At 62.4% G+C, this 26,648-nt stretch carries 23 protein-coding genes; 14 read left to right on the forward strand and 9 right to left on the reverse strand.

Annotated elements, in window-relative coordinates; genetic code table 11:
- The first annotated feature begins 131 nt into the window (after positions 1–131).
- Positions 132–1,352 (forward strand): MFS transporter, encoded by a 1,221-nt coding sequence (locus tag HX899_RS22630; protein ID WP_138389047.1) that lies wholly within the window; start codon positions 132–134, stop codon positions 1,350–1,352.
- Here HX899_RS22630 and dgcA read toward each other — a convergent pair.
- A complete protein-coding gene (gene dgcA / locus HX899_RS22635) occupies positions 1,304–2,287 on the reverse strand; it encodes an N-acetyl-D-Glu racemase DgcA (protein WP_138389048.1) in 984 nt (327 codons plus the stop codon). The genes HX899_RS22630 and dgcA overlap by 49 nt on opposite strands.
- 99 nt (positions 2,288–2,386) lie before the next feature.
- Between dgcA and HX899_RS22640 the strand changes: the two genes are divergently transcribed.
- The 5 genes from HX899_RS22640 to HX899_RS22660 all read left to right on the forward strand — a co-directional run bounded on the left by HX899_RS22640 (position 2,387) and on the right by HX899_RS22660 (position 7,820).
- Complete coding sequence (locus tag HX899_RS22640; protein ID WP_171598709.1) at positions 2,387–3,556, forward strand: ABC transporter permease; 1,170 nt, start codon at positions 2,387–2,389, stop codon at positions 3,554–3,556.
- 1 nt (position 3,557) lies between these two features.
- On the forward strand, positions 3,558–4,403 hold the full coding sequence (locus HX899_RS22645) for an ABC transporter ATP-binding protein (protein WP_018445167.1): 846 nt from the start codon (positions 3,558–3,560) through the stop codon (positions 4,401–4,403).
- Between the two features lie 9 nt (positions 4,404–4,412).
- Positions 4,413–5,783: an MlaD family protein gene (locus tag HX899_RS22650; RefSeq protein ID WP_029875480.1), complete on the forward strand. Its 1,371-nt coding sequence runs from the start codon at positions 4,413–4,415 to the stop codon at positions 5,781–5,783.
- Positions 5,784–5,807: 24 nt separating this feature from the next.
- Positions 5,808–6,419 carry an ABC-type transport auxiliary lipoprotein family protein gene (locus HX899_RS22655; RefSeq protein ID WP_181293446.1) on the forward strand — a complete coding sequence of 204 codons (612 nt, stop codon included), beginning with the start codon at positions 5,808–5,810 and terminating at the stop codon, positions 6,417–6,419.
- Positions 6,420–6,566: 147 nt separating this feature from the next.
- Complete coding sequence (locus tag HX899_RS22660) at positions 6,567–7,820, forward strand: sensor domain-containing diguanylate cyclase (RefSeq protein ID WP_181293447.1); 1,254 nt, start codon at positions 6,567–6,569, stop codon at positions 7,818–7,820.
- Between the two features lie 42 nt (positions 7,821–7,862).
- On the opposite strand, the gene HX899_RS22665 is transcribed toward HX899_RS22660, so the two are convergent.
- Complete coding sequence (locus HX899_RS22665; RefSeq protein WP_180194082.1) at positions 7,863–8,738, reverse strand: D-alanyl-D-alanine carboxypeptidase family protein; 876 nt, start codon at positions 8,736–8,738, stop codon at positions 7,863–7,865.
- Between the two features lie 370 nt (positions 8,739–9,108).
- On the opposite strand from HX899_RS22665, the gene HX899_RS22670 reads away from it, so the two are divergent.
- Positions 9,109–9,858, forward strand: coding sequence for an aminoacyl--tRNA ligase-related protein (locus HX899_RS22670; protein ID WP_181293448.1), 750 nt, complete (start codon positions 9,109–9,111; stop codon positions 9,856–9,858).
- Between the two features lie 53 nt (positions 9,859–9,911).
- Here the strand turns inward: HX899_RS22670 and HX899_RS22675 are convergent, their stop codons facing one another.
- Complete coding sequence (locus HX899_RS22675; protein WP_181293543.1) at positions 9,912–10,472, reverse strand: cysteine hydrolase family protein; 561 nt, start codon at positions 10,470–10,472, stop codon at positions 9,912–9,914.
- A 112-nt stretch (positions 10,473–10,584) separates the two neighbouring features.
- A complete protein-coding gene (locus tag HX899_RS22680) occupies positions 10,585–17,727 on the reverse strand; it encodes a hypothetical protein (RefSeq protein ID WP_181293449.1) in 7,143 nt (2,380 codons plus the stop codon).
- A 462-nt stretch (positions 17,728–18,189) separates the two neighbouring features.
- Between HX899_RS22680 and HX899_RS22685 the strand changes: the two genes are divergently transcribed.
- Positions 18,190–18,573, forward strand: coding sequence for an Hpt domain-containing protein (locus tag HX899_RS22685; protein ID WP_003540152.1), 384 nt, complete (start codon positions 18,190–18,192; stop codon positions 18,571–18,573).
- Positions 18,574–18,832: 259 nt separating this feature from the next.
- Positions 18,833–19,153, forward strand: a complete 321-nt coding sequence (locus HX899_RS22690) for a 2Fe-2S iron-sulfur cluster-binding protein (protein ID WP_003540151.1) — start codon at positions 18,833–18,835, stop codon at positions 19,151–19,153.
- 317 nt (positions 19,154–19,470) lie between these two features.
- Here the strand turns inward: HX899_RS22690 and HX899_RS22695 are convergent, their stop codons facing one another.
- Positions 19,471–20,097: a DUF922 domain-containing Zn-dependent protease gene (locus HX899_RS22695; protein ID WP_164045830.1), complete on the reverse strand. Its 627-nt coding sequence runs from the start codon at positions 20,095–20,097 to the stop codon at positions 19,471–19,473.
- Positions 20,098–20,198: 101 nt separating this feature from the next.
- Here HX899_RS22695 and folP point away from each other — a divergent pair, with 101 nt between their 5' ends.
- Genes folP through folK form a run of 3 tightly spaced genes read left to right on the forward strand, consistent with a single transcriptional unit; the run spans position 20,199 to position 21,941 of the window.
- A complete protein-coding gene (folP, locus tag HX899_RS22700; RefSeq protein WP_181293450.1) occupies positions 20,199–21,068 on the forward strand; it encodes a dihydropteroate synthase in 870 nt (289 codons plus the stop codon).
- On the forward strand, positions 21,065–21,430 hold the full coding sequence (gene folB / locus HX899_RS22705) for a dihydroneopterin aldolase (protein ID WP_003540148.1): 366 nt from the start codon (positions 21,065–21,067) through the stop codon (positions 21,428–21,430). Before folP ends, folB begins: the two co-directional genes overlap by 4 nt.
- On the forward strand, positions 21,423–21,941 hold the full coding sequence (gene folK / locus HX899_RS22710; RefSeq protein WP_181293544.1) for a 2-amino-4-hydroxy-6-hydroxymethyldihydropteridine diphosphokinase: 519 nt from the start codon (positions 21,423–21,425) through the stop codon (positions 21,939–21,941). The genes folB and folK overlap by 8 nt, the downstream gene beginning before the upstream one ends.
- A gap of 68 nt (positions 21,942–22,009) precedes the next feature.
- Here folK and HX899_RS22715 read toward each other — a convergent pair whose 3' ends face one another.
- Positions 22,010–22,561 carry a hypothetical protein gene (locus tag HX899_RS22715; protein WP_003540146.1) on the reverse strand — a complete coding sequence of 184 codons (552 nt, stop codon included), beginning with the start codon at positions 22,559–22,561 and terminating at the stop codon, positions 22,010–22,012.
- A 9-nt stretch (positions 22,562–22,570) separates the two neighbouring features.
- Between HX899_RS22715 and HX899_RS35460 the strand changes: the two genes are divergently transcribed.
- Positions 22,571–22,696: a hypothetical protein gene (locus HX899_RS35460; protein ID WP_281385509.1), complete on the forward strand. Its 126-nt coding sequence runs from the start codon at positions 22,571–22,573 to the stop codon at positions 22,694–22,696.
- A gap of 75 nt (positions 22,697–22,771) precedes the next feature.
- Here the strand turns inward: HX899_RS35460 and HX899_RS22720 are convergent, their stop codons facing one another.
- The 3 genes from HX899_RS22720 to HX899_RS22730 all read right to left on the reverse strand — a co-directional run bounded on the left by HX899_RS22720 (position 22,772) and on the right by HX899_RS22730 (position 25,893).
- Positions 22,772–23,851 carry a YcjF family protein gene (locus HX899_RS22720; protein ID WP_181293451.1) on the reverse strand — a complete coding sequence of 360 codons (1,080 nt, stop codon included), beginning with the start codon at positions 23,849–23,851 and terminating at the stop codon, positions 22,772–22,774.
- Positions 23,848–25,323: a YcjX family protein gene (locus tag HX899_RS22725; RefSeq protein WP_181293452.1), complete on the reverse strand. Its 1,476-nt coding sequence runs from the start codon at positions 25,321–25,323 to the stop codon at positions 23,848–23,850. The genes HX899_RS22720 and HX899_RS22725 overlap by 4 nt, the downstream gene beginning before the upstream one ends.
- A gap of 75 nt (positions 25,324–25,398) precedes the next feature.
- Entirely contained in the window at positions 25,399–25,893 is a 495-nt protein-coding gene (locus tag HX899_RS22730; protein ID WP_181293453.1) for a histidine phosphatase family protein, read from the reverse strand.
- 276 nt (positions 25,894–26,169) lie between these two features.
- Between HX899_RS22730 and dksA the strand changes: the two genes are divergently transcribed.
- Positions 26,170–26,589: an RNA polymerase-binding protein DksA gene (gene dksA, locus HX899_RS22735; RefSeq protein ID WP_181293454.1), complete on the forward strand. Its 420-nt coding sequence runs from the start codon at positions 26,170–26,172 to the stop codon at positions 26,587–26,589.
- Positions 26,590–26,648: the final 59 nt, after the last annotated feature.

The following is a 26,648-nucleotide window of genomic DNA, read 5'->3' on the forward strand; positions in this document are numbered from 1 at the left end:
GGAATTTAGCCGTTACCGTCAGGCGACAGGCCCTATTTATTTTCTAAAACGTTTCAGAAGGGCTATTTCTCGCAATAGTCGCTTCCAGGGTGGTGTGTTAGGACAACGACGAGTTTCCTTCAGGTCCATCCATGATTCCCGCTCAAATTTCCCCGACGGGTGAGGGAGCGCCGCCGCGCTTCCGATTGCTCAGCGCGCTTTCCTATTGCGCGCCGCTGCTCGTCAACGGCATCGTCCTGCCGTTCTTCCCCGTCTGGCTTGCGGGCCACAGCTTCAGCGACCACGAAATCGGTGTGATCCTGGCCGTTCCGATGGTGGTGCGCGTGCTGGTGGCGCCTGTTGTCGCCATGATTGCCGACCGGATGAAGGAGCGCGCCGACGTGCTGCTCTGGTCAGGCGGCCTCTCGCTGCTGACGGCGGTGGCACTCTACTGGACGACGACTTTCTGGCCTGTCTTCATCGTCTTTACGCTGCAGGGCGCCACCTTCGCGCCCTATGTGCCGGTCGTCGAATCGATCGTCATATCGGGCGTGCGCCGCTGGGGTCTCGATTACGGATCGATGCGGGTCTGGGGCTCGATTGCTTTCATCGTCTCGACGCTGGTCGGTGGCCAGTTGATCAACCGGTGGGGCGGCGGGATGGTGCTTGATGTCATGGCGTTCGGCTTTATCATGACCGTGGTCATGGCGATCTTCTGTCCGCGCATCGGGCCGACGCGGCGCCGCGGCCAGCCGATCGATCTTCCGGCCGCCACCGGCAGCGGCCTGCGTAAGCCGCACCTGCTGCTGCTCTTGATTGGCGTCGCCATCCAGCAATCGAGCCATGCGGTGCTCAACGCCTTCTCCTCGATCTACTGGCATCACCTCGGCTTTTCCGGCACCGAGGTCGGCCTGCTCTGGAGCGCCGGCGTCGCTTCGGAAGTGACGGTGTTCTTCCTGTCGAAGCGCCTCAGCCGTCGCTTCGACGCCTGGACGCTGATCCGCTTCGGCTGCGCCATCAGCGTCTGCCGCTGGATCCTGTTTCCGATGAATACGGGCTTTGCCGGTTTCTTCCTGCTGCAGTGTTTCCACGGCTTCACCTACGCCTTCGTGCATACCGGCGTGCAGCGGCGGATCGTGGCTACGGTGCAGGAGACGCAGGAATCCTCGGCGCAGGGCGCCTATTTCTTCTATGTCGGCATGGCGATGGCGCTGATGACCCTGGCGTCGGGTTATCTCTATGCCTGGCTCGGCGTCGTCAGCTATTACCTCATGGCCGTAGTCGCGTTCTCCGGCCTCGGCCTCGTGATCTTCGCCTATTATCTTCAGCCCCAAAGGTTAGTTTCGGGCGGAAAGACCAGGGAAGCGGCGTAACGCAGGCCGGGTTCGCGGTCGCGGGCAAGCAGCAGCGGACCATCGAGATCGACGAAATCGGCATTCTGGGCGAGCAGAACGGCGGGCGCCATGGCAAGCGAGGTGCCGACCATGCAGCCGATCATGATGCTGAATCCAAGCCGTTCGGCCTCGGCCTTCATCGACAGCGCCTCCGTCAGGCCGCCGGTCTTGTCGAGCTTGATGTTGATCGCGTCGTAGCGGTCGGCAAGGCTTGCGAGATCGCCGGTGTGGTGGACGCTCTCGTCGGCGCAGACGAGGAGCGGGCGGCGGATTTCGGCGAGCAACGCGTCGCGACCGGCCGGCAGCGGTTGTTCGACGAGGGCCACACCCGCTTGCGCCGCGATATTGAGGTGGTGTTCCAACACCGCTTCCGGCCAGCCCTCATTGGCATCAAGGATGATGGCGGTATCGGGCGCGGCCGCGCGGACGGCGCGGATGCGGCTTTCATCGTCCCCGGTTCCGACCTTGACCTTGAGCAGTGCACGGCCGGCATGTTCGCGGGCCTGGGCGGCCATCACCTCCGGCTCACCGAGCGAGATGGTGTAGGCTGTGGTGAGCGGCTGCGGAGCGGAAAGGCCGAGACGGGCCGCGACGCTTTCACCGGTTTGTTTCGCCTCCAGGTCCCAGAGGGCGCAATCGACGGCGTTGCGGGCCGCACCCGGCGGCATCGCCGACAGCAGGTCGCGGCGCGAGATGCCGGCCTCGATCAGCGGTCGCGCCGCCTCGATCTGGGCGAAAACACTCTCCATGGTCTCGCCGTAGCGGCGGTAGGGCACGCATTCGCCAAGCCCCTGCTTACCCTCTTCGATAAGCGTGCAGGTGATGACGTCGGCCTCGGTCTTTGCCCCGCGCGAGATGGTGAAGGTCCCGGCAATCGGAAAGGAATTCATCTGGATATCGAGGGTGCGCGGCATTATTGCTCTCCTGCAAGCATGGAAATTGCACGGTGCTTCTGTATATTGACGCGCCGGGCGAACGATCTGCTTCGCGATTCGGCAATGTCGCTGTAAGCCTTGAAAGACACAAGTATCTTGAACGCCGAGAATCGCAACGCCGCCTCACTGCAAGTGGACGACCAGGCTGATGGCTCGGGACAGCGTGTGCGTCTTCAGGGCAATTGGCGCAGCGCTTACATCCATCTGGTGCTGCGCGATTTCGAAAAGCTCCTGCAAAAGAAGAATGGCGATCTGACGGTAGACCTCTCGGAGATTTCGGAGATTGACACCGCCGGCATCTGGCTGCTGTGCCGGCTGAAGAAGCAAGAAGAGGCGGGCGGGCGGACGGTTCGCTTCGAAGGCACCAACTCGCATATCGACGAAATGCTGGAGATGTTTTCCGAGGAGCCGGCTAAGCCCGAGCCGGAGCAGGTGGAGAAAGTCTCGCTTGCCACGCGCATCTTCGCGCCGATCGGCAAAATGACCTATGAGGTCTGGGACAATTTCGCCGCTGCCATGTATATCCTCGGCTCGGCTGTGCGCGGCGCGCAGATGAAGTTCGGCCGCGGCAGCGGCGTTTCGCCTGCCTCGATCGTCAACCAGATCGACCATATGGGCGTTCGCGCCGTTCCGATCATCTTGCTGATGTCTTTCCTGATCGGGGCGATCATCGCCCAGCAAGGCGCCTTCCAGCTGCGCTACTTCGGTGCTGAGGTCTTCGTCGTCGATCTCGTCGGCATCCTGCAATTGCGCGAAATCGGCGTGCTCTTGACCTCGATCATGATTGCCGGCCGCTCGGGCAGCGCGATCACCGCCGAAATCGGTTCGATGAAGATGCGCGAGGAGATCGACGCGCTGAAGGTGATGGGGCTGAACCCGATCGGCGTGTTGATCTTTCCGCGGCTAGTGGCGCTGACCATAGCGCTGCCGCTTTTGACGGTGCTGGCAAATTTCGCCTCGCTGGGCGGTGCTGCCGCCGTCGCCTGGGGCTATTCCGGCATCACCTTCGCCAACTTCCTGTCGCGCCTGCACGAGGCGGTCACACTGTCGACGGTGCTCTCAGGCATGATCAAGGCGCCGTTCATGGCATTGGTCATCGGCATCGTCGCCGCCGTCGAGGGGCTGAAGGTCGGCGGCAGCGCGGAATCGCTCGGCCAGCACGTGACGGCCGCGGTGGTGAAGGCGATTTTCGTCGTCATCCTGATGGACGGGCTTTTTGCGATGTTCTATGCAGCGATCGATTTCTAGGATGGCGGACCGCGTGGACGAGAAACCGATCGATACGGAAGACAAGGACGAAAGGGACATCGTGCTGTCGGCGCGCGACGTCACCGTCGGCTTCGGCTCCAAGGTCGTGCTCGACAATCTGAACCTCAATATCTACCGCGGCGAGATCCTCGGCTTCGTCGGCGCGTCGGGCACGGGTAAATCGGTGCTGATGCGCACGGTGCTCCGGCTGCTGCCGCGCCGCTCCGGCACGATCAAGATCCTCGGCCAGGATTTCGACGAGCTCGATGAACCGCAGCGCAACGCCCTCGACATGCGGCTCGGCGTGCTGTTCCAGCAGGGAGCGCTGTTCTCGTCGCTGACGGTCAAGGAAAACATCCAGGTGCCGATGCGCGAATATCTCGACCTGCCGACCTCGCTGATGGACGAATTGGCGCATTTGAAGATCCGTATGGTCGGGCTTGCAGCCGATGCCGCCGACAAATATCCATCCGAACTGTCCGGCGGCATGATCAAGCGCGCAGCCCTTGCCCGCGCACTGTCACTCGATCCGGAACTCGTCTTCCTGGACGAGCCGACCTCCGGCCTCGACCCGATCGGTGCGGCCGAATTCGACGAACTGATCGCCAACCTGCGCGATAGTCTGGGATTGACCGTGTATATGGTGACGCACGACCTCGACAGCCTGTTTTCGGTCTGCGACCGTATTGCCGTGCTCGGAAAGAAGCGAGTAATGGTGGAAGGCACGATCGACGACATGCTGGCCTATGACGATCCGTGGGTGCAGGCCTATTTCAAGGGCAAACGCGCGCGGTCGATTGTGCCGCAGAACGATGCTGCCGCGCGGCACGACAGCAGCGGAAAGTGACCGGATAAGATGGAAACCAAAGCCAATTACACGATTGTCGGTTTTTTCACGGTGCTGGTGATCGCGGCTGCCTTTGGCTTCGTCTACTGGATGGCCGAATATGGCCGCGGCGGCCCGATGACGGAACTGATCGTTCGTATTCCGGGCTCGGCCAACGGTCTCAGCGTCGGCTCGCCGGTGCGCTTCAACGGCATCCAGATCGGCTCGGTGCAGACGCTGTCGATCGATGCCGACGATCCGCAATATTCGCTGGCCTTCACCCAGGTGCGCACCGATGCGCCGATCTACCCCTCCACCAAGGCCGCCCTTGAAATCCAGGGTTTGACCGGGGCTGCCTATATCGAACTCTCGGGCGGCCGCAAGGGCGAGGAAAGCATCCTCCAGCATGCGATCGATAACGGCAAACGCGCCGTCATCGTTGCCGACCAATCGAGCGTCACCAATCTTCTGGCGACCGCCGACAAGATCCTCGATCGCGCCAACGACGCGGTCGGCGAGCTTCAGGGTTTCATCGAAGATTCGCGCGGGCCGTTGACCGAGACTTTCAAGAATGCCGAGACGTTTTCGGATGCGCTTGCCAAGAATTCCGGCAATATCGACGCCTTCCTGCAGAGCGTGGGTGAGCTCTCCAATACGGTGAAGGCGGTCTCCGGCCGTGTCGATTCGACGCTTCAAGCCGTCGAGTCGCTGGTCAAGGCGGTCGATGCGCAAAAGATCGATAACATCGTCTCCAATGCCGAGAAGATTACCGCTAATGTCGCCGATGCCTCCGGCGACCTCAAGGGCGCGATCCAGAAGTTCGACCAGACGGCCACAACCTTCAACGATTTCGGCAAGCAGGCGCAGGCGACACTCGACCGCGTCGATACGCTCGTTGCCCAGATCGACCCGGCGAAGGTAAAGGGTTCCGTGGACGACATCGCGCAGGCGACCAAGGATGCGCGCGCCGCCGTCGCCTCGATCCGCGAGGTCGCCAACACGGTTTCGGCGCGTCAGAAAGATATTGACCAGACGATCCAGGACGTATCGCAGCTTTCCAACAAGCTGAATTCGGCCTCGACCCGCATCGACGGCATTCTCATCAAGGTCGATGCGCTGCTTGGCACCGACAATACGCAATCGCTGTTCACCGAGGCGCGCAATACGCTGGAATCCTTCAAGAAGGTCGCCGACAACCTGAATTCGCGCATTGGACCGATTGCCGACAATCTGCAGAAATTCTCGAGCGGCGGCTTGCGCGACGTGCAGACTCTCGTCAACGACATGCGCGGAACCGTCAGCAATCTGAACGATACGATCACCAACTTCGACCGCAATCCGCAACGCCTGATCTTCGGCGGGGACACGGTGAAGCAATATGACGGCCGGACGCGGCGTTAACTGGGAAATCAGGGGTAGCCTAATATGGTCGCATCGCATTTGTTGTCGCGCCGTTCACGGATCAGGGGAACGGTGATCGCGCTGCCGCTGACGGCGCTGATCCTTTCGGGGTGCGGCACCGCGGCCAAGAACGACACCTATGACCTGCCCGCTGCCGTCGACGGCAGTGGACCCGCGGCCAAATCCCGCCAGATCCTGATCGCCAGCCCGACGGCGCTAAGGTCGCTCGACAGCGAGCAGATCGTCATCCGTGTTTCGCCTTCGGAAATCCAGTATCTCTCAAAGGCGCAGTGGGGCGACAAGCTGCCGCGCATAGTGCAGTCGAAGCTGGTGGAAGCCTTCGAGAACTCGGGCAAGCTCGGCGGCGTCGGCATGCCGGGGCAGGGGCTGGCGATCGACTACCAGATTGTCACCGATATCCGCGCCTTCGAGATCGACGCTTCGCACGGCAACCAGGCGGTGGTCGAAATTTCCGCCAAGATCCTCAATGATCGCAACGGCTCGGTGCGCGCCCAGCAGGTGTTCCGCGCCATGGCGCCGGCCGGCGGCGACAATGACGGCTTCGTCAAAGGCCTCGACCGCGCCTTCTCCAACGTCGCCTCCGAGATCGTCAGCTGGACGCTGCGCTCAATTTGAATTTGAATTTCGATGCCGCCCCGTGAATATCGGGGGTTGTCGATTGTGAAAAATATTTGATCCCATGGCATAGGGGTCGTCATCGTATTCAATTTCTTCACGAATTTATGGAACGCATCATGTAGTCCCTTTCAGGAGGAATGCTGCATGGTGGTTGCGCGAGTATTCGGGAAATCGTCATCGGAGGCGATCCAGCGCGAAAATGATCGCCTGGCTGCGCTGCAACAGCTCGATCTGCTCGACACGCCGAGAGACGAGGGCTTCGAGCGGATCGTACGCCTGATAAAGGAGATCTTTTCCATCGACATCGGCATCGTCTCACTGATCGATGCGCATCGGCAATGGTACAAGGCTTGCTCCGGCCTTTCGGCCGACGAGGTGTCGCGCGAAGACACGTTCTGCCGCTACGTCGTGGACTGTGAAAGGCCTGTTGTCGTGCAGGACGCCACCAAGGACTCGCGGTTTTCACAGCATCCTTCGGTGACGGGCGAGGACAATATTCGTTTTTATGCCGGTGTGCCGTTGAGAACAAAAGCCGGGCACATGATCGGAACGGTATGCGCAATCGACCGCAGGCCAAGATCGTTCGGCAACAGAGATCTCGGCATTCTCGAGGAACTGGCAGGGGTCGCGATGGACCGCATCGAGCTGATGCAGTCGGCCGCGATCGACAGCCTGACCGAGGCGATGACACGGCGTGCCTTCAAGCAGGAGGCCGATCAGCTCATTTCGCTCGCTCTGCGGCACAAGCACGACCTCTCATGCATCGTCTTCGATATCGACCATTTCAAAAAGGTGAATGATACCCATGGACATGCCGCCGGAGACGAGGTCCTCAAGGCGGTGGCATCGACCTGCAAGACGACCCTTCGAGCCGGTGATCTGTTCGGCCGCCTTGGCGGCGAGGAATTTGCCGTCATCCTGCCGCATGTCGATCGGGAAGGTGCTGCCGCGGTCGCGGAGAAACTCAGAGCCGCCATCGCCTCTCAGATCATACGTGGCGATCATGGCGCCCTGACCGTTACTGCCAGCTTCGGAACGTCGGCACTCTCGATCGTCAGCAAGGAGATCGAGACCTTGCTGGCTCAGGCGGATGCGGCAATGTATCAGGCCAAGCATGGCGGACGGAATCGTTGCGTGTCGTGGAGTTCCATCCACGCCGATCACGCCATTGGGGCTCGACGGCGGGTGCTGAAGGCGGGTTCGATCCTGTTCAACGATCGGCGTTCGACCATCGACTGCACCGTCAAAACCATAGGCTCGGAGAGCGCCGGCATTTCAGTCTCCAATACATCAGGCATTCCTTCGGAATTCATCCTGACCATCAAAGGCGAAGGTTTCGAAACGAATTGCAGGGTGATCGCGCAAGACCGGCAGCATCTGGAAGTCGCGTTCAGATAACCCGTCGGCAAGATCCTGCCGGCAAGTCTCCGCTCATCGGGCCTATTTCGTCGGTTGCGAATCCGTCATCGTCGCGCCCGGCTGCGTGCCTGGCGTCGTGGAAGCTGTGGCGCTTGATGACGGCGACAGGGTGCTGTCCAGCAAGCTTGCCATTTTGTCGTCGCGTATGCTCGCAGTCTTTTCGCCCATGACGACGCCGACCACGCGGCGGCCATCCTTCAGCGCCGAGGTCACGACATTGTAGCCCGATGCATCGGTGTAGCCGGTCTTGATGCCGTCGACGCCGTCATAGCGATACATGAGGTTGTTGTGGCCGCGCAGCTTCATGCCGCGGAACTGGAAGCCGCGCATGGAGAAGAGCTTGAACTCTTCGGGGAAGTCCCGCATCAGCGAAACGCCGAGTGTCGCCATGTCCCGCGCTGTGGTGACCTGCTCCGGATCGGGAAGGCCCGACGGATTCTTGAAGACCGTATCCTTCATACCGAGTTGGCGTGCCTTGTCGGTCATCGCCTTGGCGAAAACCTGTTCGGAGCCGCCAAGCTGTTCAGCGATCGCCACAGCCGCATCATTGGCGGAGAGCACGACAATTCCTTCGACCGCTTCGCGCAGCGTCACCTTGCGGCCGGCGCCGACAGCGAGCTTGAAGGGCTCCTTGCTCTCGGCATTCTCAGACATGGTGAGCTTCTGGTCCCAGTTGAGGCGTCCGTCATGCAGGGCCTCGAAGGCGAGATAGAGCGTCATCATTTTGGTCAGCGACGCCGGATAGTTCAGATCGTCCTGGTTGGAACCTTCGAGGACCTGGCCGGACTGCACATCCACGACGAAGCTTGCCTGGCCTGCCTGAACCTGAGTGAAAGCGCCCATCAGGAAAAAGGAAGAGAGCGCGGTGGCAAGGAGCCTGGATGTCGTCTTGGTCATCAATGTTGCTGTCTCTGTCGTTTGGATGGTGGAGTGAGCCGTTTGTTTGAATGTGAGCGGATCAGAAAAGTTTGTGACGGAATGAAGGACAGCGGGCAATAAAAAAGGGTCATCCACAGCTGATTCCTTTTGTCTCACCCTCTTCGGTTTTGACAATGATGCGCACGGCACGTAAAAAACGCGCCATGAGCATGAAGCGCGCGCCTTTCTCCCGTCATATCAGCACCTGCCTGCAGGTCGCGATCGTGCGCGCTCTTGGCGGACGAGGTCTTCGCGTCCTGCTGTGACGTCAGGGCGCCAGGCGTCCGGCGCGCTGCTGGACGTAAAGCCCCTCACCACGTCAATCAAGGTTGCCAGGGAGACAGGCACCGTGCTCAATATTTATCATGTCAATTCGCTCGTCCATTGGGAGGAGCGCGAGATCCATTTGCGCGATCATATGATCGGCTTCTTCTCGCAAGAGGTCCGCAGTTTTCTCAGATCCGTCAATCCGGCCTGGGATATCAGGAGGGTCGAGGCGCCGGCGCTGATGCCGCGGTCGCTGGTTTCGAGCGCCTATTCGAACGCCGATATCTGGATCCAGGAACAACTCTCTACCAGCGATACCGCGCTGGTGCTGCGGCCGGAAACCACGCCGTCGACCTACGTCTACATGCAGCATATTCTCGGCAATCACTCGAAGACACGGCTGCCGCTCTGCGTCTGGCAGGCCGGCAGATCCTATCGTCGCGAGCAGGAACAGCCGAGCAAACACATGCGGCTGAAGGAATTCTGGCAGCTCGAATTTCAATGTGCCTTCACGACCGACAGCGGCAACGACTATCACGCCGCCTGCATCGAGCCGGTCCGCCGGATGATCGCATCGCTGATCCATCTGCCGACGCGGATCGTACCCTCCGACCGGCTGCCGGCCTATTCCGAAGTGACTGTCGATATCGAGGTCGACAATGGCGACAAATGGATGGAAGTCTGCTCGCTCTCGCGACGCACGGATTTCCCGCAGCGCTACCGGGCGCAGCCGAAGAAGGGAGCGGCCGTCGACCACGACGTGCTTGTGCTTGAGATCGCCATCGGCCTCGATCGCTGCGTTTACAACTGGAACATAGCGGCCGATCGGTGAGATATCGGAAACCGGGACCGCCAAGCGGTCCCGGTTCTCGTGCGTCCGAAAATTTATGAAAAGTCGATCTCGGCGGCGGGGCGAATTTCTACCGTCGCCTTGCCCGCATCAAAACCATCGAGTGTTTCATTGTGATGGGCAATGATCTCGGAGAAAGTGAAGGTCGCCGTGTCGCCAGTCGTGTGACCATCGACAATCAACGTCACATCATATCCGAGCGACACGGCTCGCCTGACTGTCGTGTCGACACAGAATTGCGACATGCATCCACCGACGACGAGGTGAGTGACCGATCGTTTGTCCAGGCGTTCTGCAAGATCGGTCTCGAAGAAGGAGTCGGCGCTTTTCTTGCGCACAACGACCTCGGCCTGCCTCGGCGCGATCTCGTCGCGCAGCGCCCAACCCGGCGTGCCGACAGCCAATCGATGGCCGCTGTCGCCATCATGCTGAACGAGTACGATCGGCGCGCCCGCCTGCCGAGCTTTTTCCTGTAGCGCGGCCAGCCGTGCGACGGTCTCGTCGAGTGCGGCATCGACTTGAGGCTGCCGCTCTGGCGAGGCTTTTCCGGAGAGGATCACATTCTGTACGTCGATGATCAGAAGGGCCTTGGTCATTCGGGAGAGGCTTCCGTGGGCTGGATGGCGAATGGATAACACTCGCTTCACAGAGCGAAAGCCGCCCGACACGTGGTCAAGCGGCTTTCCAATCGGTGGGTACCAGTCAGGCTCAGCCGAGCCTGCCTGCGGCATGAGCGAGCATGGTGTAGACCTTGCCCGTATCCGAGGTGAGGTAGGACTGCGTCACCGTGCGGTTCGGGTCGGTGCGGGCGACGTCGGCGAGAAGCTTTTCGAAATCACCGATGTAGCGGTCGACGGCGGTGCGGAACTCCGGTTCGCGGTCGTATTTGCGCTTGATCTCGTCGAAGGTCTGCTGGCCCTTCAGCGTGTAGAGGCGGCGGGTGAAGACGTCGCGCTCGCCGCGCTGATAACGGCGCCAGAGATCGACCGAAGCGTCGTGATCGATGGCGCGGGCGATATCGACCGAGAGCGAGTTCAGCGATTCGACGACGTGGCGCGGATTGCGGCTGTCATTGCTGCGCGCCGCCGGTGCGGCAGTTTCCGCCGGGCGGGCGGGAACACGGGCGGCCGCGGCCTCGTCGGCGGCGTCCTCACGCGATGCGCCACGCAGCAGATCGCTAATCCAACCGCCGCTTTCCGGACGAGCCGGCTCTTGGCGACCTGTTTCCGGGCGACCTGTTTCCTGGCGCCCTGTTTCCTGTCGATTGGGGGCAGGCTGCGGCGCGGCGCGCTGGGGGGCGGCAGCCGGCGCAGACGGTGCGATCGTTCCGCGCAGACCTGTCGCTTCGATCGGCGGCGGCGCTGCCGGCTGCGGCTGCTGGGCTGCGACCGGCTGGGCGGGACGCGGGGCCGGCTGCACCTGGACGAGCGTGCGGGCGACGGGCTCGGAGATCTCGAGCTGCTGGCTGGAGCGGCCGACGAGCTGGGAGATATCCTGCAGCGCCTTGATCTGCTCGGCGACGGCCCGGCGCATGGCCGAGGCGCTTTCCTTGGCTTCCTCGGGAAGATCGAAGGCGCCGCGCTTCAGTTCGGCGCGGGTGGCGTCGAGCTCGCTGCGGATGTCGGCGGCGGAACGGCGGATATCCTCGGTGGCGCCGGAGAAGCGGCCGACGGCATCATCGATTGCCTCGCGCAGCGCTTCCCGCATGTGCTGGGCGGCACCGTCGGAGGCGCGGCCGGCTTCGCCGAGCATGCGCTCGACTTCCGACAGCGAGGCGGTGAGCCCGCCGCGAATGCGATTGGAGAGATCGCCGGAACGGCGCTCGACATTGGCAAAGGTGCCGTCGATCGTCGTATTGGCCTCGTCGCCGGCGCGGGTGATCGCCTCGCGCATCGTCTCTGCCGCTTCCTGGGCGCGCTTCTCGGTTTCGGTGAGAATGCGGCCGATATCGGCGAAGGAGGACTGCACGCCCTGGCGCAAATTGCCGGTAACCTGGTTGGAGCGTTGCTCTGCCCGCTCGAACACGGTCTCGATCATGCTGCCGAGGCCTTGCATGGTCTTTTCGATCTCGGCCGAGCGCGAGACGAGGCCGACCGAGAGCGTCTGCAGCGCGCTCTCACGCTCTTCGAGCGTCGAGGCGAGGTTGGACTGGGCGGCGCCGAGAAGCTGCGAAGCCTGGGTCAGAACCTTGGAGTGTTCGTCGAAGCGGCCGATGATGCCGCCGACCTGTGCCAGCGTCTGGCCCGAGATGTCGGAGAGGCGGTCGACCTTGCCTTCGAGAAGCCTGGTCGAGGCGGAGACCATTTCAGCGGCCTTGGTGGCGGAGTCGGCAAAACGCGCGGTGGTATCGCCGAGACGGCCGTCGACGCTGGTCAGCTGCTCGGCGGCGCGGTTCATCATCATCGCCATCGCCGCACTGCTTTCCGACATGCGCTCGACGAGGCCGTTGACGTTGCCGACCAGACTGTTCTCGATGGCGCTGACGGCATTGGCGACATTCTCGGTGCGCGCGGCAACGGCGCTGGCGAGCGCTTCGTTTTCGGCGCGCAGGCGGTCGGCGCTGAGGTTGGCCGCGGCGGTGATGCGGGCGGCAGCCTGCTCGCCGGCATCGGTGTAGCGGTCGATGATCGGGCGGGCCGTTTCGTCGAGGATGCGGGTCAATTCGACGGAGCGGCCTGATAGCATCGAGTTGAGGTCGCGGGTGCGCTCCTCGAGCGTCGAGCGGATCGAGTTGCCACGCGCTTCGAGCGCCCGGTCGATTTCCGAGAACGTCGTATCGATCTCGCGGGCGCGCTCCTCGAGATTGGAGCGGATGGCGCTGCTGCGGGCTTCGAGCGCCCGGTCGACATCCGCCATGGTGGTGGAAATCTCGCTGCCGGCGCCCGACAGCGTCGAGCGGATGGCATTGCCGCGTGTCTCCAGAGACTGGCCGGCATCCGACAGCACCTTGGAGATGGCATTGACTTGCGTGCCGACGATGGTCTCGGCCTCGGCGACCTTGTTGACGATGGCGTTGCCGGCTTCCGAGAATGTCTGGGCGACGGCAGCGGCCTGGCTTGCCAGCCGGTTCTGCGCTTCGGCGACGCGGGTGACGATCTGCGACGAGCGCTCATCCATGGTGCGGGTGAATTCGTCGCTTTTCGTATTGAGATCCTCGGCGAATTGCTGGCCGGTCTTGCCAAGCAGTTCGGTGGTTCTCGTCGCTTCGCCTTCCATTCCCTGGGCTGCGTCGGCAACCGCGCTGCGCAGCGTCGAGGCGAGACCGGCGGCCTTGCCTTCGATGGTGCGGTTGACAGCCTCGAGACCGACGGTCAACGCACGGTCCATGGTGGAGAGGCGTTCCTCGATGCGTTCATTGCCGCGGTCAAGAGTTTCGCCGAGGCTCGCGGTGCGGCCGTCGATGGCGCCGGTCAGGCTGGTGGTGCGGCTGTCCAGCGTCTCGGCCAGATTGGCGGTGCGGCTGTCGATCGCCTGGGTGAGGTTTGCAGCACTGCCTTCGAGCGTCGCCGAGATGCGCTGCGTGGCGTCGTCGCTGAGCGCGCCGATACGGGAGACGCCGTCGGCAAGCACGCCGGACAGCTGGCCGCTGGCCGCTTCGACCTTTTCGGCAACGCCGCCGACGCCGTCGCGGATGCGGGTCTCGATCGCCGCAAGACCGGATTCCACGCGGGATCCGGTTTCTTCAAAACGGCCCGTCAGGCTTTCGACCGACCGATCGAGATGGGCGGAGAAATTCTGAGTGGAACTCGAAATCGCGTTTGCCGCCTCCTGGAAGCGGCCGGCGATCTGGCCGGCGCCGGCATGCATGCGATCTTCCAATGTCTGGGCGCCGGCATCGATCGCCTCGCGGATCGCAGCTTCACGGTGCTCCAGCGACAATTCGAGCATGCCAACACTCGTCGCGACCGAGGTGCCGATGCTGGTCGCCTGTTCGGCCAGCGTATCGCTGATCAGCGCATGGGCCTGGTTCAGCGATAGGTCGATGGCGTTGGCGCGGTCTTCGAGCGTCGTACGGATGCGCTCATGGGCAGAGGCGAGCCCGCCCTCGATACGAGCCGCGGCCTCGTCGGCGAGGCCCCCGAGCCGTGTATGTGCATCGGTCAGACGACCTTCGATGCGGCCGGTCAAGCCGCCGACGAGATCCTCGAAGCGGTTGCCGCCGGCATCGAGAACGCCCGAGAGGGCGGCGCTATGCTCGGAAAGCGCATTTTCGAGCCGCTGCTGATTGTCGGTGTAGGCGGTGCGGATCGCATCGGTCTTGTCTGAGAAGGCGCCGGCGACTCGTGCCTCGGCACCGGAGACGGCCTCCATGATGGCGTTGCTGCGGGCTTCGAGCACACTGTCGAAGCGGCTCTGGTTATCATCGAGCGAAATGGCGAGCGCCATGGTCTTTTCGTCGAGCGTATCGGTGAGCCGATCGTGGGTTGCCGTCACGGCGCCGATGATCGCGGCGGTGCGGTGGCCCAAGGCTTCCTCGAGGCGGGCCTGGCCTTCGCTCAGCGAGGCGGCGAGGGTGGCGGCCTTCTGGTCGAGTACACCGTTCAGGCCGTAATGCGTGCCGGAGACCGCATTGGTGATCGCATCGGCGCCTGTTGTCAGCGTCTCCTCGAGACGGCTCTGGCTCTCGTTCAGCGAGATGGCAAGCGCCATCGCCCGATCGTCGAGCGTCTCGGACAGGCGGTCGTGGGTGGCGGAGACTGCATTCAGGAAGGATTCCGAGCGGCTCTCCAGCGTATCCTGTAGGCGGCTCTGGCCCTCGTTCAGGGAGGCGGCGATCGCCGTCGCCTTTTCGTCGAGCGTTTCCGAGAGACGGTCGTGCGTGCCGGACACGGCCTTGAGGAAGGCTTCGGAGCGTGCTTCCAGCGTCTCTTCGATCCGCGACTGGCTCTCATTGAGCGAGATGGCGAGTGTCATCGCCTTCTCGTCCAGCGTCTCGGACAGACGGTCATGCGTGCCGGAGACCGCATTCAGCAGGGCCGCCGAGCGGGTTTCCAGGGTGTCTTCGATCCGCGTCTGGGTTTCGTTGAGCGAAATGGCGAGGGCCATCGCCTTTTCGTCCAGCGTCTCGGAGAGGCGATCATGGGTGCCGGAGACGGCGTTCAGCAGCGCTGCGGAGCGGGTTTCGAGCGTATTCTCGATACGGGCCTGGCCTTCGCTCAGCGAGGTGGCAAAAGCTGCCGCCTTGCCGTCCAGAGTCTCCGAGAGACGATCATGGGTGCCGGAGACGGCGTTCAGCAGGGCGGCGGAACGGGTTTCGAGCGTCTCCTCGATACGGGCATGGCTCTCGTTCAAGGACATGGCGAGCGCCATCGCCTTTTCGTCGAGCGTCTCGGCAAGACGGTCGCGCGTGCCGGATACAGTGTTCAGCAGTGCCTCGGCGCGCGTTCCAAGTGCATCCTCGATGCGGGCATGGCGCTCGTCGAGCGAGGTCGTAAGGGCCGCCGCCTTGCTGTCCAGCGTTTCCGACAGGCGATCATGCGTGCCAGACACAGCGTTGAGGAAGGCCTCGGAGCGCGTCTCGAGCGTATCTTCGATGCGGGCCTGGTTTTCGCTGAGCGAAATGGCGAGCGCCATCGCCTTCTCGTCGAGCGTCTCGGAGAGACGATCATGGGTGCCGGAGACGGCGTTCAACAGAGCTTCGGAGCGTGTCTCGAGCGTGTCCTCGATGCGGGCCTGGCTCTCGTTCAGAGAGATGGCAAGCGCCATCGCCTTTTCGTCGAGCGTCTCGGCAAGACGGTCATGGGTACCCGAGACGGCATTGATGATGGCGTCGGAGCGGGTCGTCAGCGCTTCCTCGAAGCGGCCGTGATGAGTGGTCAGCGCCTGGAGCAGTGCGCCGCCGCGCTCTGCCATGACGCTGTCGATACGGCCATGGGCCGTGCCGAGCGCCTCGCTGATTTCGGTCGCACGGGCGGTAAGCACGCCGCTCAGTTCCTCGGCGCGACCGCCGAAGGCAGCGGTCACCTGCTCGGTGCCAGCGGCAACGGCAGTCGTCAGATCGGTGGTGGTGGTGCGCAGCGTGTCGCGGAATTCGGCCGAGCGTGTCTGAAGGTTGTTCTGCAGCTCGGAGGTGCCAGTCGCAAGCGTCAGCGCAATTTCCGAAGTGGCGCTCTGCAGCGCCGAGGTCAGTTCGCCGGTGCGGCTGGTGAGTGCCGCGGTGATTTCGTCCGCCCGATTGCCGAGCGTGCTTTCCAACACTTCGTGGCCGGTGGCGAGCGCGGTGGCGAGCGCCAGCGACTGGTCTGATATCGACGAACCGAGCCGGTCGATGCCGGAATTCAGAATGCCGTCGATCGAATCCGAGCCGCCGGTCAGCGTTTCGTTGATACGGGCGAGGCTCTCCATCAGCTTGGTGTCGAGCGAGCCGGTGCGTTTGTCGAAGGCGCTGGTGAATTCGGAGACGCGTTCGTCGAAGGCGGTCGACAGCTGGGCGACGGTCGTCTGCAGCCGCTCCTCAAAGAAGCCGGAGCGCACGTCGAGATCCATGACGGCGTCGTCGGCGGTGGTCTGCAGGCTCTGGCGGAAGCTTGCGCCCTTTTCGTCGAGCGCGCTGTTCAGCTTCGACAGCACGTCGTCGAGCGTGCCGCCGATCGTGCGTTCGCCTGACGTCAGGCTCTCATTGATCTCGCGGGTGCGGGCGATCAGGATCTCGTTGAGCTGGTGCGTACGCTCATTCAGCGCCGCATTCAGCTTTTCGGTGCTGCTGTCCATGGTCGAGGCGCGCGTCTCGAACTGGCTGAGCAGCCTTTCGCCATGGTCGTTGAGATTGACGGAGAGGGCTTCGAGGCGGTTGTCGAATTCGGTGGCCAGCGCAAAACCCGATGCGTTCAGGGTCTGCAGCAGGGTATCGGTCTTGGCTGCGAGCAGGCTGCCCATCGACTGCAGGGCGCTGTCCGATTTTTCCAGGATCGTCGCGGCGCGTGTATCGATCAGCGAGGCGAAGGCTTCGCCCGATGTGGCAAGCCGCACCGCGATCTCTTCGGTCGCAAGCGACAGCTCTTCCTTCAACTGGTCGTGGACGCTGCCGATCGAGGTGCGGATACGGTCGGCATGGTTGACGATCGCCTCGCGCTCGGAGCCGAGTTCGTGGACGAGACCGCGAACGCGCAACTCGTTGTCGGCATAAGAACGTTCAAGCGCATTGACTTCGGAATGGACGAGCGTTTCCAGCTCCGAGGCACGCGCGATGGTGCGCTCGATGCCTTCATTCATGGCCGAGACCTCACGGCGCACGGCCTGGCCGACGGTCATGATACGCTCGGAGGCGATGGTTTCCGGCTCTGCCAGGCGCAATGCCACCTCTGCCATGGAGCGGGCGGCGTTGCGCATGTCCTGGGCGCGGGAGATCATGATGGCGAAAGCATAGAACATCATCACAGGAATGATGATGCCGACGAGGCCGGCAATGACGCCGGGCAGGGCGACGAGATCGGCGAGCGAACGGATCTGCCAGATCTGCGGAGCATAAAGCAGCGACATCAGGCCGAGGCCGGCCATGACCCAAAGCACGGAAAACAGGGTGGCGGTGCGCACCGCCGAGCGGCTGGAGGCGCCGTCAAAGGATTTCAGGATCGAGGCGGGCGTATTGCGGCTGGCATCGTTGGCGGGCGCGAACGCCGGACCCCTGGAAGCCTGCTCGCCGGCGGCACCGCGGCGGCTGCGGCGCTGCGCTTCTTCCTGGGCCTGCTGGTTACGCGCATTTACTGGATCAGACACATTAGCCTCCGGGGCCTGGGGCGCGTCGCCGCGGCGAGACGGTACGTTATCCTTGCTGAAGTCGATCTGGAGCGCCTCGTCCAATGCCTTGAACGCCTTGTCCTCAATCGACTCGTTATATTTGTTGTTCGCCATTCGGTTATGCCTCGTTACTGTCAGCCAGTCCGACAGCGCTTCCTGGGCTTCCGCCTCACCCGGGAACAACTTTGCCGTTCCAGCCTTCCATCCCAACGAAGGACGGATAAGCATGTCATTTCAGAGTAGATAGCCGCTTTTTCAAACGGAAGGTATCAAAACACTACCATTATCCACTCGCTCGGCAAAGGCGCGTACCATAAACCCGCTCCACCAGTATCGTAGTGACACATCTGGGCTCTTCACACAATTAATGAAGGCTTGAGATTCACGGCACGTTAACCTGTTGTTAACACCTTTGAATCCCAGGCGCGGCTTAAAAGCCAATAGTTTAGGGATATTTAACGGATGTTAACCATATGGAGAGATTTCCGCCCTGACTGTGCCGGAATTTAACGTGATGGCCACCCTCCTGTCGCAGAACTGTTGCAACTGCGGACGACAGAGACGGGAGAATTGGCAATGGCAGCCCAGATGGCAGCATTGAACATCGTATTCGAGGCGCCGGATAATGCAAAGGGACCGTGTCCCTCAAAGGTCCGGCCGATCGATCTCGTCCATCTCGCAAAGCAGACGATGGGCGACAAGACGCTGGAACTCGAAGTCCTTCAGATGTTCGCGCGCCAAGCCCGTGCATGCCTGCAGGATATTGCCAGCGGCGAAACCATCCGTATCGGCGCAGCCGCGCATCGGCTGAAGGGCGCGGCAAGCTCGGTCGGCGCGTTCCGCGTGTCGCAGACAGCGGAAGCCGTCGAGGAAAACGGTGGTGATGCCGGCGCGACGGCAGCGCTCGGTGCCGCCGTCATCGACGCCGAGAATTTCATCCTGAAGCTCTGCCGCGGCTGATCTCCAAGTTTATTCGGTAGATGTCGTTGTGCCAAAACCGCTGCGTACTTTTGGGCGACGTGCATAAGATACCGTTCGATCGAGGCCCGTTGTTCCATTGCGGAACCGCGGGTCTTTTTGCGACGTCTCTTATGACGCTTTGAAGACGGCGGGCGAAGGGCCGATCTGCGAGGCTGTCGCGGATTTCCCAATGTTGACTGATGCGTCGAATTGTCGGAAGAAAATCCGCCCACCCACCTGAAGACCGGAAATAGTCCTGATGCCAAAACTTACCATCGTCGCCTTCGACGGCACGCGCTTCGACCTCGACGTCGACCAAGGCTCCACCGTGATGGAGAATGCCGTGCGCAATTCGGTGCCCGGCATTGAGGCCGAATGCGGCGGCGCCTGCGCCTGCGCGACCTGTCATGTCTATGTCGACGAGGAGTGGACGGAGAAGGTCGGCCAGCCGGAAGCGATGGAAGAGGACATGCTCGACTTCGCCTTCGATGTGCGCCCGACCTCGCGGCTGTCCTGTCAGATCCGGATGAAGGCTGTCTATGACGGGCTTGTGGTGCACGTGCCGGAACGCCAAGCCTGAAGCACGCTGCGCTTCAAACGTCGTCGAAAAATTCGATAGCAAAAAAAGACGCCTCGCGCGCTAGAGCGAGCGAGGCGAGGCGGGCGCATTACCTACGGATGAGGGAGGAACATCCGCGGCTTCGGAACGCGCCAGGAGAACCCAGCGATGAAAGTGCAGATGCCGTACCTGAACTTTCGAATGTGTTCATATTAACGCGTTCCGGTTGAGTCTGCCAGGATGAAAAATGACCAGTGAATCGCTGGGGAGGGTGCAAGTTTCGCACAAGTTTCGTTATGCAGCTAAGGGTTTCCGCTCGCAATCAGACTGAAAAAGCCTTATTTTGCGCCGGCTCGACCATTGATTCGATTGTTCAGCAACCTCAGCATGCGCTTCTGGAAATTGACCGCCTCGACCCGGTCGAATCGCGCCTGCTGCCGGTCGTGCTCCTCTATACCGCGAGCTGATTCGCCGGAGACGAGTTCCTGCATGGCTTCGCAGCTGCGCTGCTGCGGCAGCGCCCGGATGGCGCGCTCCATGGCGCGGGCCTGGTCGCGGGCGATCTCGGCATGGCGCTCCTCGTGGCGCTTGATATCGCTCGACAGCGCGTCCCAGATCATCGACAGCTCCTTGCTGGCGCCCTTGCGGCTGCTCCAGCGCGGCAGGATGATCTGGGTGTGGACCGTGACCTTGACGTTGCCGACACGGCAGCGCCCGTTATTCTGAATATAGGTTGCCTCGCCGCCGAAGCGGATCTTCGTAGCGCCGGGGTGGCGTGCCGAGGAACCGCTCGCCGTTGGGCCGCGCCGGCTGAGTTCGCGGTCGAGCTCATCCGCGGTTTTGCCTCGAATGTCGAAATAGGAATAGCTTTTCGATGCGATCACTTCGGCTGCCGACGGGCTGCAAAGGGAAAGAGCAATGGAAAAGGCGATAGGAACGACCATATAACGCACTGCAAGCGGCATTCTGAACGCAACCCGTGTTGAAATCGACAGGAGCTTGGGGCATAGCCACCCCAAGCGCAATATCAGATGGCGCTTTTTTCGTCATCAATGGGATAAGTCTGGTGACAGGGCTCGAAGGCATCATATGGCGTGTCGGCCATGGCCGGGAGATCGAACTCGGCCGTCGTTCGGTGATCATGGCGATCATCAACGTGACGCCGGACTCCTTCTCCGACGGCGGACGCTTTGAAACCGTCGATGCGGCGGTCGAACAGGCGTTGCGGGCGGTGAGCGAGGGTGCCGGCATTATCGATATCGGCGGCGAATCGACCCGGCCGAACGCAGCAACCGTCAGCCCTTCCGAGGAGCAGGCGCGCGTGCTGCCGGTCATCGAGGCACTGCGCGGCCGCACCCAGGCGCTGATCTCGATCGACACCTATCGCGCCGAGACGGCGCGACTTGCCATCAGCGCTGGCGCCCACATCGTCAACGACGTCTTCGGGCTGCAGAAGGAGCCCGATATCGCCGATATTGCTGCGGTGACCGGAGCCGGGCTCTGCATCATGCATACCGGCCGCGACAGGGTAAAACTTGTCGATGTGATTGCCGATCAGGTGCATTTCCTCGAACGATCGCTTGATATCGCCGCTGCATCAGGCGTCAACCGTGACCGCATCGTGCTCGATCCGGGTTTCGGTTTCGCCAAGGAGACGGCGGAGGAGAACCTGGAGCTGATGGCGCGGTTTTCCGAACTTTCCCGTTTCGGCCTGCCGCTGCTCGCCGGCACGTCGCGCAAGCGCTTCCTCGGCACGGTGACGGGGCGGGAGGCCGAGGGGCGGGATGTGGCGACGGCTGCGACCAGCGCGCTGCTCAGGCTTCAAGGAGCTGCGGTTTTCCGCGTGCACAATGTCGCAATCAACAGGGACGCGCTCGATATCGCCGATGCTATGCTCAATGCGCGCCAGGAATTCGAGAGGAAGCGGCCGACATGACCACCTACACGATCACGCTGCAGAACTGCGCCTTCTTTGCGCGCCACGGCGTGCATGACGAGGAGGAATTCCTCGGCCAGCGCTTCTTCGTCGATGCCGAGCTCGATGTCGTCGCCGGCGAGGCGCTGGAAAGCGATTCGATCAACGATACCGTCAATTACGGCATCGCCTTCACCGTGATCGAGCAGATTGTTACCGGCAAGCGGCGCTACCTGATCGAGTCCCTGGCGCTCGATATCGCCAAGGGGCTCTGCGAGACATTCCCGCAGATCCGGCGGGCGAAGATCACGGTGCGCAAACCGAACGCGCCGGTGCCCGGCGTGCTCGATTTCGTTCAGGTGAGCGTTGAACACTTTGCCTGAGGCCGCACTGCAATCCGCCACACTCGGCCTCGGCGGCAATATCGGCGACCCCGTGAAGGCGATGGCTGCGGCACTGCAGAAGCTGGACGGACGGGACGACTGCCGAGTTAGCGCGGTTTCGCGGCTCTATCGCACACCGCCCTGGGGCAAGACCGACCAATCGTTCTTCTTCAATGCCTGCGCTGCCGTCGAGACCAGGCTGGAGCCCGAGGCTTTGCTCGATGTCTGTCTGTCTATCGAACGGGAGATGAAACGCGAGCGCATCGAGCGCTGGGGTCCGCGCACGCTCGATATCGACGTGCTGACCTATGGCGAGGTGATCCAGGACGCACCGCGGCTGGAACTGCCGCATCCGCGCATGACCGATCGCGGTTTCGTGCTGATGCCGCTTGCCGATATCGTGCCGGGTCTTCTGGTCAGGGGCAGGGCGGTCAGCGACTGGCTGTCGAATGCCGAGGTGACCGGCATCGAGATCGCCGACGACAGCCACGACTGGTGGCTGAGCGCCTGAAGCAGGGAAACTGAAACGGAAAACGGCGGGAAACCCGCCGCTTCAGGAAAATCCGCTGTGCGACTTGTCTACTGGATGGAACCGACGGCCATCTCGTCGACCTGGCGGGTCAGCGTCAGGCCGATGACCGGGATCATCTGGCTTTCGACCTTGACCGAAACTGTGACGTTCATCGTCTTGTCGTCGCGCACGCGGGCGATCATCGCACCATTCAGCTTGGCACGGTTGATGCCGACGACGACGGTATCCTCGCTGACGGCGCCGGAGACGACGTCAAGGCCCTTGCCGGCGGCGCCGTCGAGGAACTTGCCCTTGTAGCTCGAGCCCGACTGCGAGATCACGGCGGTCATCGGCTGCTTGAAGACGCCGACGCGGCAGGTGCCGTCGAGCTTGATGCCGGCGCTGCTGTCGCCGGTGGGCTCACCGATCAGGTTGCAGGTGAATTTCGTGCCCTTGTACTTGCCGGCGACGATTTCGCCGGGCCCCTTCCAGGAGCCGGCGACGGAATCGAAGAAGGCCTTGTCACGGGTTGCAGCGGTGGCTGCCGGTGCGACATCTGCGACGGGAGACAATGCCGCGGCGGCCAAGCCGCATACGATGAGAAACTTGCGCGAATACATGGATTTTCCTTGGCAAACACCACTCACGAACTGGCTGCAAGTTTTGCCGAAGAATGGTTAATCCTTCCTTTCGATTGTGCCGAAATGCAAGGCAACACAGAGCTTTCGCGCGGCATCGATTTTAGAAAATCGTAACTAAAGCATTGAATCTGCTGTAATTCCTTCGGCATTACGCAAGGGGAGGCGAAAACTGCGGATTCGCTGCTTCGTTCAAGGATTGTTGCCGCGCGGCGACACGGAGGGGGTGAGATCGCCGATGAAATCACCGATTCCCGGCCGCTTCAGGGCGTGGAAGGCAAGCGGGCGGCAGAGATCCATCGCCGCGATTCCAATGCGGGCGGTCATCAGGCCGTTGATGACACCTTCGCCGAGTCGGGCCGAGAGTTTCGAGGCCAGCCCGTGGCCGAGTACCTGCTGGACCAGGCTGTCGCCAACAGCGATCGAGCCCGTGACGGCCAGATGCGCCAGCACGTCCCGCAACAGACGGAACATGCCGAGCGTGCCGGGGCGGCCGCCGTAAAGCTCGGCCATGGCACGGATGAGGCGCACTGCCTCGTAGAGCACGTAGAGCAGGTCGACCACGGCGCGCGGGCTGACGGCCGTAACGATCGAGACGCGCTTCGAGGCGTTGACGATCAGGGCGCGGGCCTTGCGGTCGAGCGGAGCGAGCAGTTCCCGTTCGGCGAGCGCGATCAGATGCGGGGGATCAATGACCTCGCCTTCGGTCGCCTTCAGCGTCGCGCGACCCTTCGATGTCTCAGGATTTGCCGACAGCAGCGTGGTCAGCTGGGCGACGACGGCGCGCGCCTTGCCCGGCCGAGTCTCGAGTATCGCCGCCTCGGCTTCGGCCTTGATCTTCTGGACGGCGGCAAGGCGCATCATGCCGACGGTTTCGCGGATGAAGAGGGCGAGCACGGCGAGAATGCCGACCGCCAGCACGGCAAGGGCCGCATAGCCCAGCCAGTCGGCGCGGGTGAAAAGATCGCGGATCAGGCTATCGGTCCAGAGGCCAATGGCCAGAGATAGCAGGATGCCGAAGGCGCCGGCGGCGATCTTGCCGAAGGAGGTCCGCCGCTTGCGCGGCGCTGCAACGGGGACCGCGCTCAGATCCTTGTCGGGATTGAGGAAAGGATCGTCCTCATCAGGCGTCACGACGATATGCTCGGAGAAGCTTTCCGGCTTGCGCCGCTCACCTCCTTGCCGGCCGTTCTCTCGCCGCTCGGTGGCTTCGTCCTCATAAATGAAGGCGGCGGGCGCGCGGCGCGGCGGATCGGACGGGGGCTTGCTCATGCGAGACGGTCTCCGAACAGGAACTGCATGGCGCGGTCGAGGCGGATATGCGGTACTGACAGCTTGATGCCGCCGCCGGTTTCTTCGAGATGCGGCGGGCGGAACCTGACGACATTGACATCGGGCAGCTGCAAGCCGGTCTCGCCCGAGGCGATGCGGTCGAACAGGCTTTCCGGATCCTCCGGCAGGTCGCCGGGGAAAACCGCGGTCTTTCTCTCACCGTCGAAACGCTCGCCGGCGATGGTTTCGCCCTCCATCGGCGTGCCGACGATGACCGGCAGTTCATGGCCGTCACGTTTGACGGTCGCTTCACGGGTGGCGCGCACGGACGCAAGCGCCATGACGTCGATGCCGGCGCCGGCCATGCCGATGCGGTCGATGGCGCGATCCACCAGGCGGCGGGTCAGAGCATCGAGCCGGTCGTGGCTTTCATGGTGAAGATGATCGGCCTTGGTGGCGGCGACCAGCACGCGGTCGATGCGGCGCCCGAGCAGGGAGGAGAGCAGCGAATTGGTGCCGGGGCGGAAACAGGCGAGCACGTCGGTCAGCGCGCGTTCCAGATCCTGCACGGCTTCAGGGCCGCGGTTCATCGCCTGCAGCGCATCGACCAGGACGATCTGGCGGTCGAGCCGGGCGAAATGCTCGCGGAAGAAAGGTTTGACGACGACCGCTTTGTAGGCCTCGTAGCGCCGCTCCATCATCGTCCAGAGCGAACCGCGGCCAGGACGGCCGTCCGGCGGCAGAGCCAGCGGCGCGAAGGTCAACGCCGGCGAGCCGTCGAGATCGCCAGGCAGGAGCAGGCGGCCAGGCGGCAGGGTGGAAAGCGAGCGTTCGTCGGCTTTGCAGGCTTTGAGATAGTCGGCAAAGGCGGTGGCGAGGTCGCGGCCGACCATCTCGTCGGCGCCGGCATGGATATCGGCGGCGCGCGTCAGCGCCAGCCATTGGCGCGACAGCTCGGAGCGGACGCCGGTTTCGGCAAGCGCGATCGTTTCCTCGCTGAACGTGCGATAATCCTTGCCGAGCAGCGGCAGGTCGAGCAGCCATTCGCCGGGATAGTCGACGATATCGATCGACAAGCGGCCAGGCGAAAACAACCGGTTCCAGCCGCTGGCGCTCTGATAATCCAGCGTGATGCGCAGTTCTGATATGGCGCGGGTCGAATCCGGCCAGATACGGTCCTTCACCAGAGCGCGGATATGGTCCTCGTACTGGAAGCGCGGCACGGCATCATCCGGCTGCGGCTCCAGCCGCACCGCCGAGACGCGGCCTGATTGGACAGGCTCGAACAGCGGCAGGCGGCCGCCATGCAGCAGATTGTGAACCAGCGAGGAGATGAAGACCGTCTTGCCGGAGCGGGAGAGGCCGGTAACGCCGAGCCGCACGGTCGGATTGACGAGGCCGCTCGCCCGGTCGGCGAGATTGTCGAAGGCGATGCGGGCGTCATCGGCAAAAGATGTCAGGCGTGGCGGCAAGGCGCAATTCCGGTTGGTGACTGCCCGCAATATAGGGAGGGCGCGCCGCCCGCAAAAGAAGCGGCGCGAAAGTCTTCAGACGACGACGAAATCGGTGAGGCGCCAGACGGCGGCGGAAGCGTCGTAATCAACAACGGCAAGGCCTGCCGTCGGGAAGCCGCCGGGAAGGGCGCTTACCATCGCCTCATGACCGATCAGCGCCTCCAGCGCCTGCTCCATGGTCGGATTGTGGCCGACCAGCATGACGGCCGCCTCATCCTGCGCATCGATGATCTCGAGATAGGTATCGACCGTGGCGTTGTAGAGCGCATCGACATACCGCACGTCGAGCGTGACGCCCATCGCCCGGTGGACGGCGCCTGACGTGTCGCGGCAGCGCAGCGCCGTCGAACTGATCAGAAGATCGGGACGGTAGCCCTTGTCGGCGGCCTTATCGGCGATGATCTCGGCATCACCAAAGCCCTTTTCGTTCAGCGGTCGGTCGAAATCGCGCTGTCCGGGTTCGGCCCAGGCGGCCTCGGCATGACGCAGGAGATAGATGCGGTTGGGCGGAGGCAGCGGTACGGTCATGGGCAAATCCAGGATCGAGCGGGTCTTTTCAGTAGCGGTTGCGATTGGTCGCCGTCAATCGCCAGCCAGGCCGCAACTGCCTAAAACGTGGCTGACAACACGGCGTTTTGAAGGCGAAGCAAAAAACGGCGGCCGGAATAACCATGACAAAATAGATCGTTAGCCGAAAATTGTAACAGATTTAAAAATCTGTTTACCTGTCGTATTTGGCTTGAATCGCGACTAGCGCTTGGGATATACACCCGGCCAGATGAGATGTTCTTCAGGAGAATCGCGTTGAGTGAGAAGATCGATCTTAGCAATTACGTTCCCTCGGAAGAGGAAGAGTTCATGAACGTAAACCAGCGCGCCTATTTCAAGGCCAAGCTGGTTGCATGGAGAAATGATATCCTTAGAGAAGCGCGTGAGACACTCGACCATCTGGCCGAGGAAAGCGCAAACCATCCCGACCTCGCCGACCGGGCGTCGTCGGAAACAGATCGGGCGATCGAACTTCGCGCCCGTGATCGGCAGAGAAAGCTGATTTCGAAGATCGACGCGGCAATGCAGCGCATCGACGACGGCACCTACGGCTATTGCGAGGAAACCGGCGAACCGATCGGCCTCAAGCGTCTCGACGCCCGCCCGATCGCGACATTGTCGATCGAGGCGCAGGAGCGTCACGAACGCCGCGAAAAGGTCTATCGCGACGAATGAGAGTTTTCATGCAGGCATGAGAGCAGAACAGGCGCCGCGATCCGATCGCGGCGCCTTTT

It is taken from the genome of Rhizobium sp. WYCCWR 11146 (assembly GCF_013591995.1).
In the GTDB taxonomy this organism is placed as follows: domain Bacteria; phylum Pseudomonadota; class Alphaproteobacteria; order Rhizobiales; family Rhizobiaceae; genus Rhizobium; species Rhizobium indicum.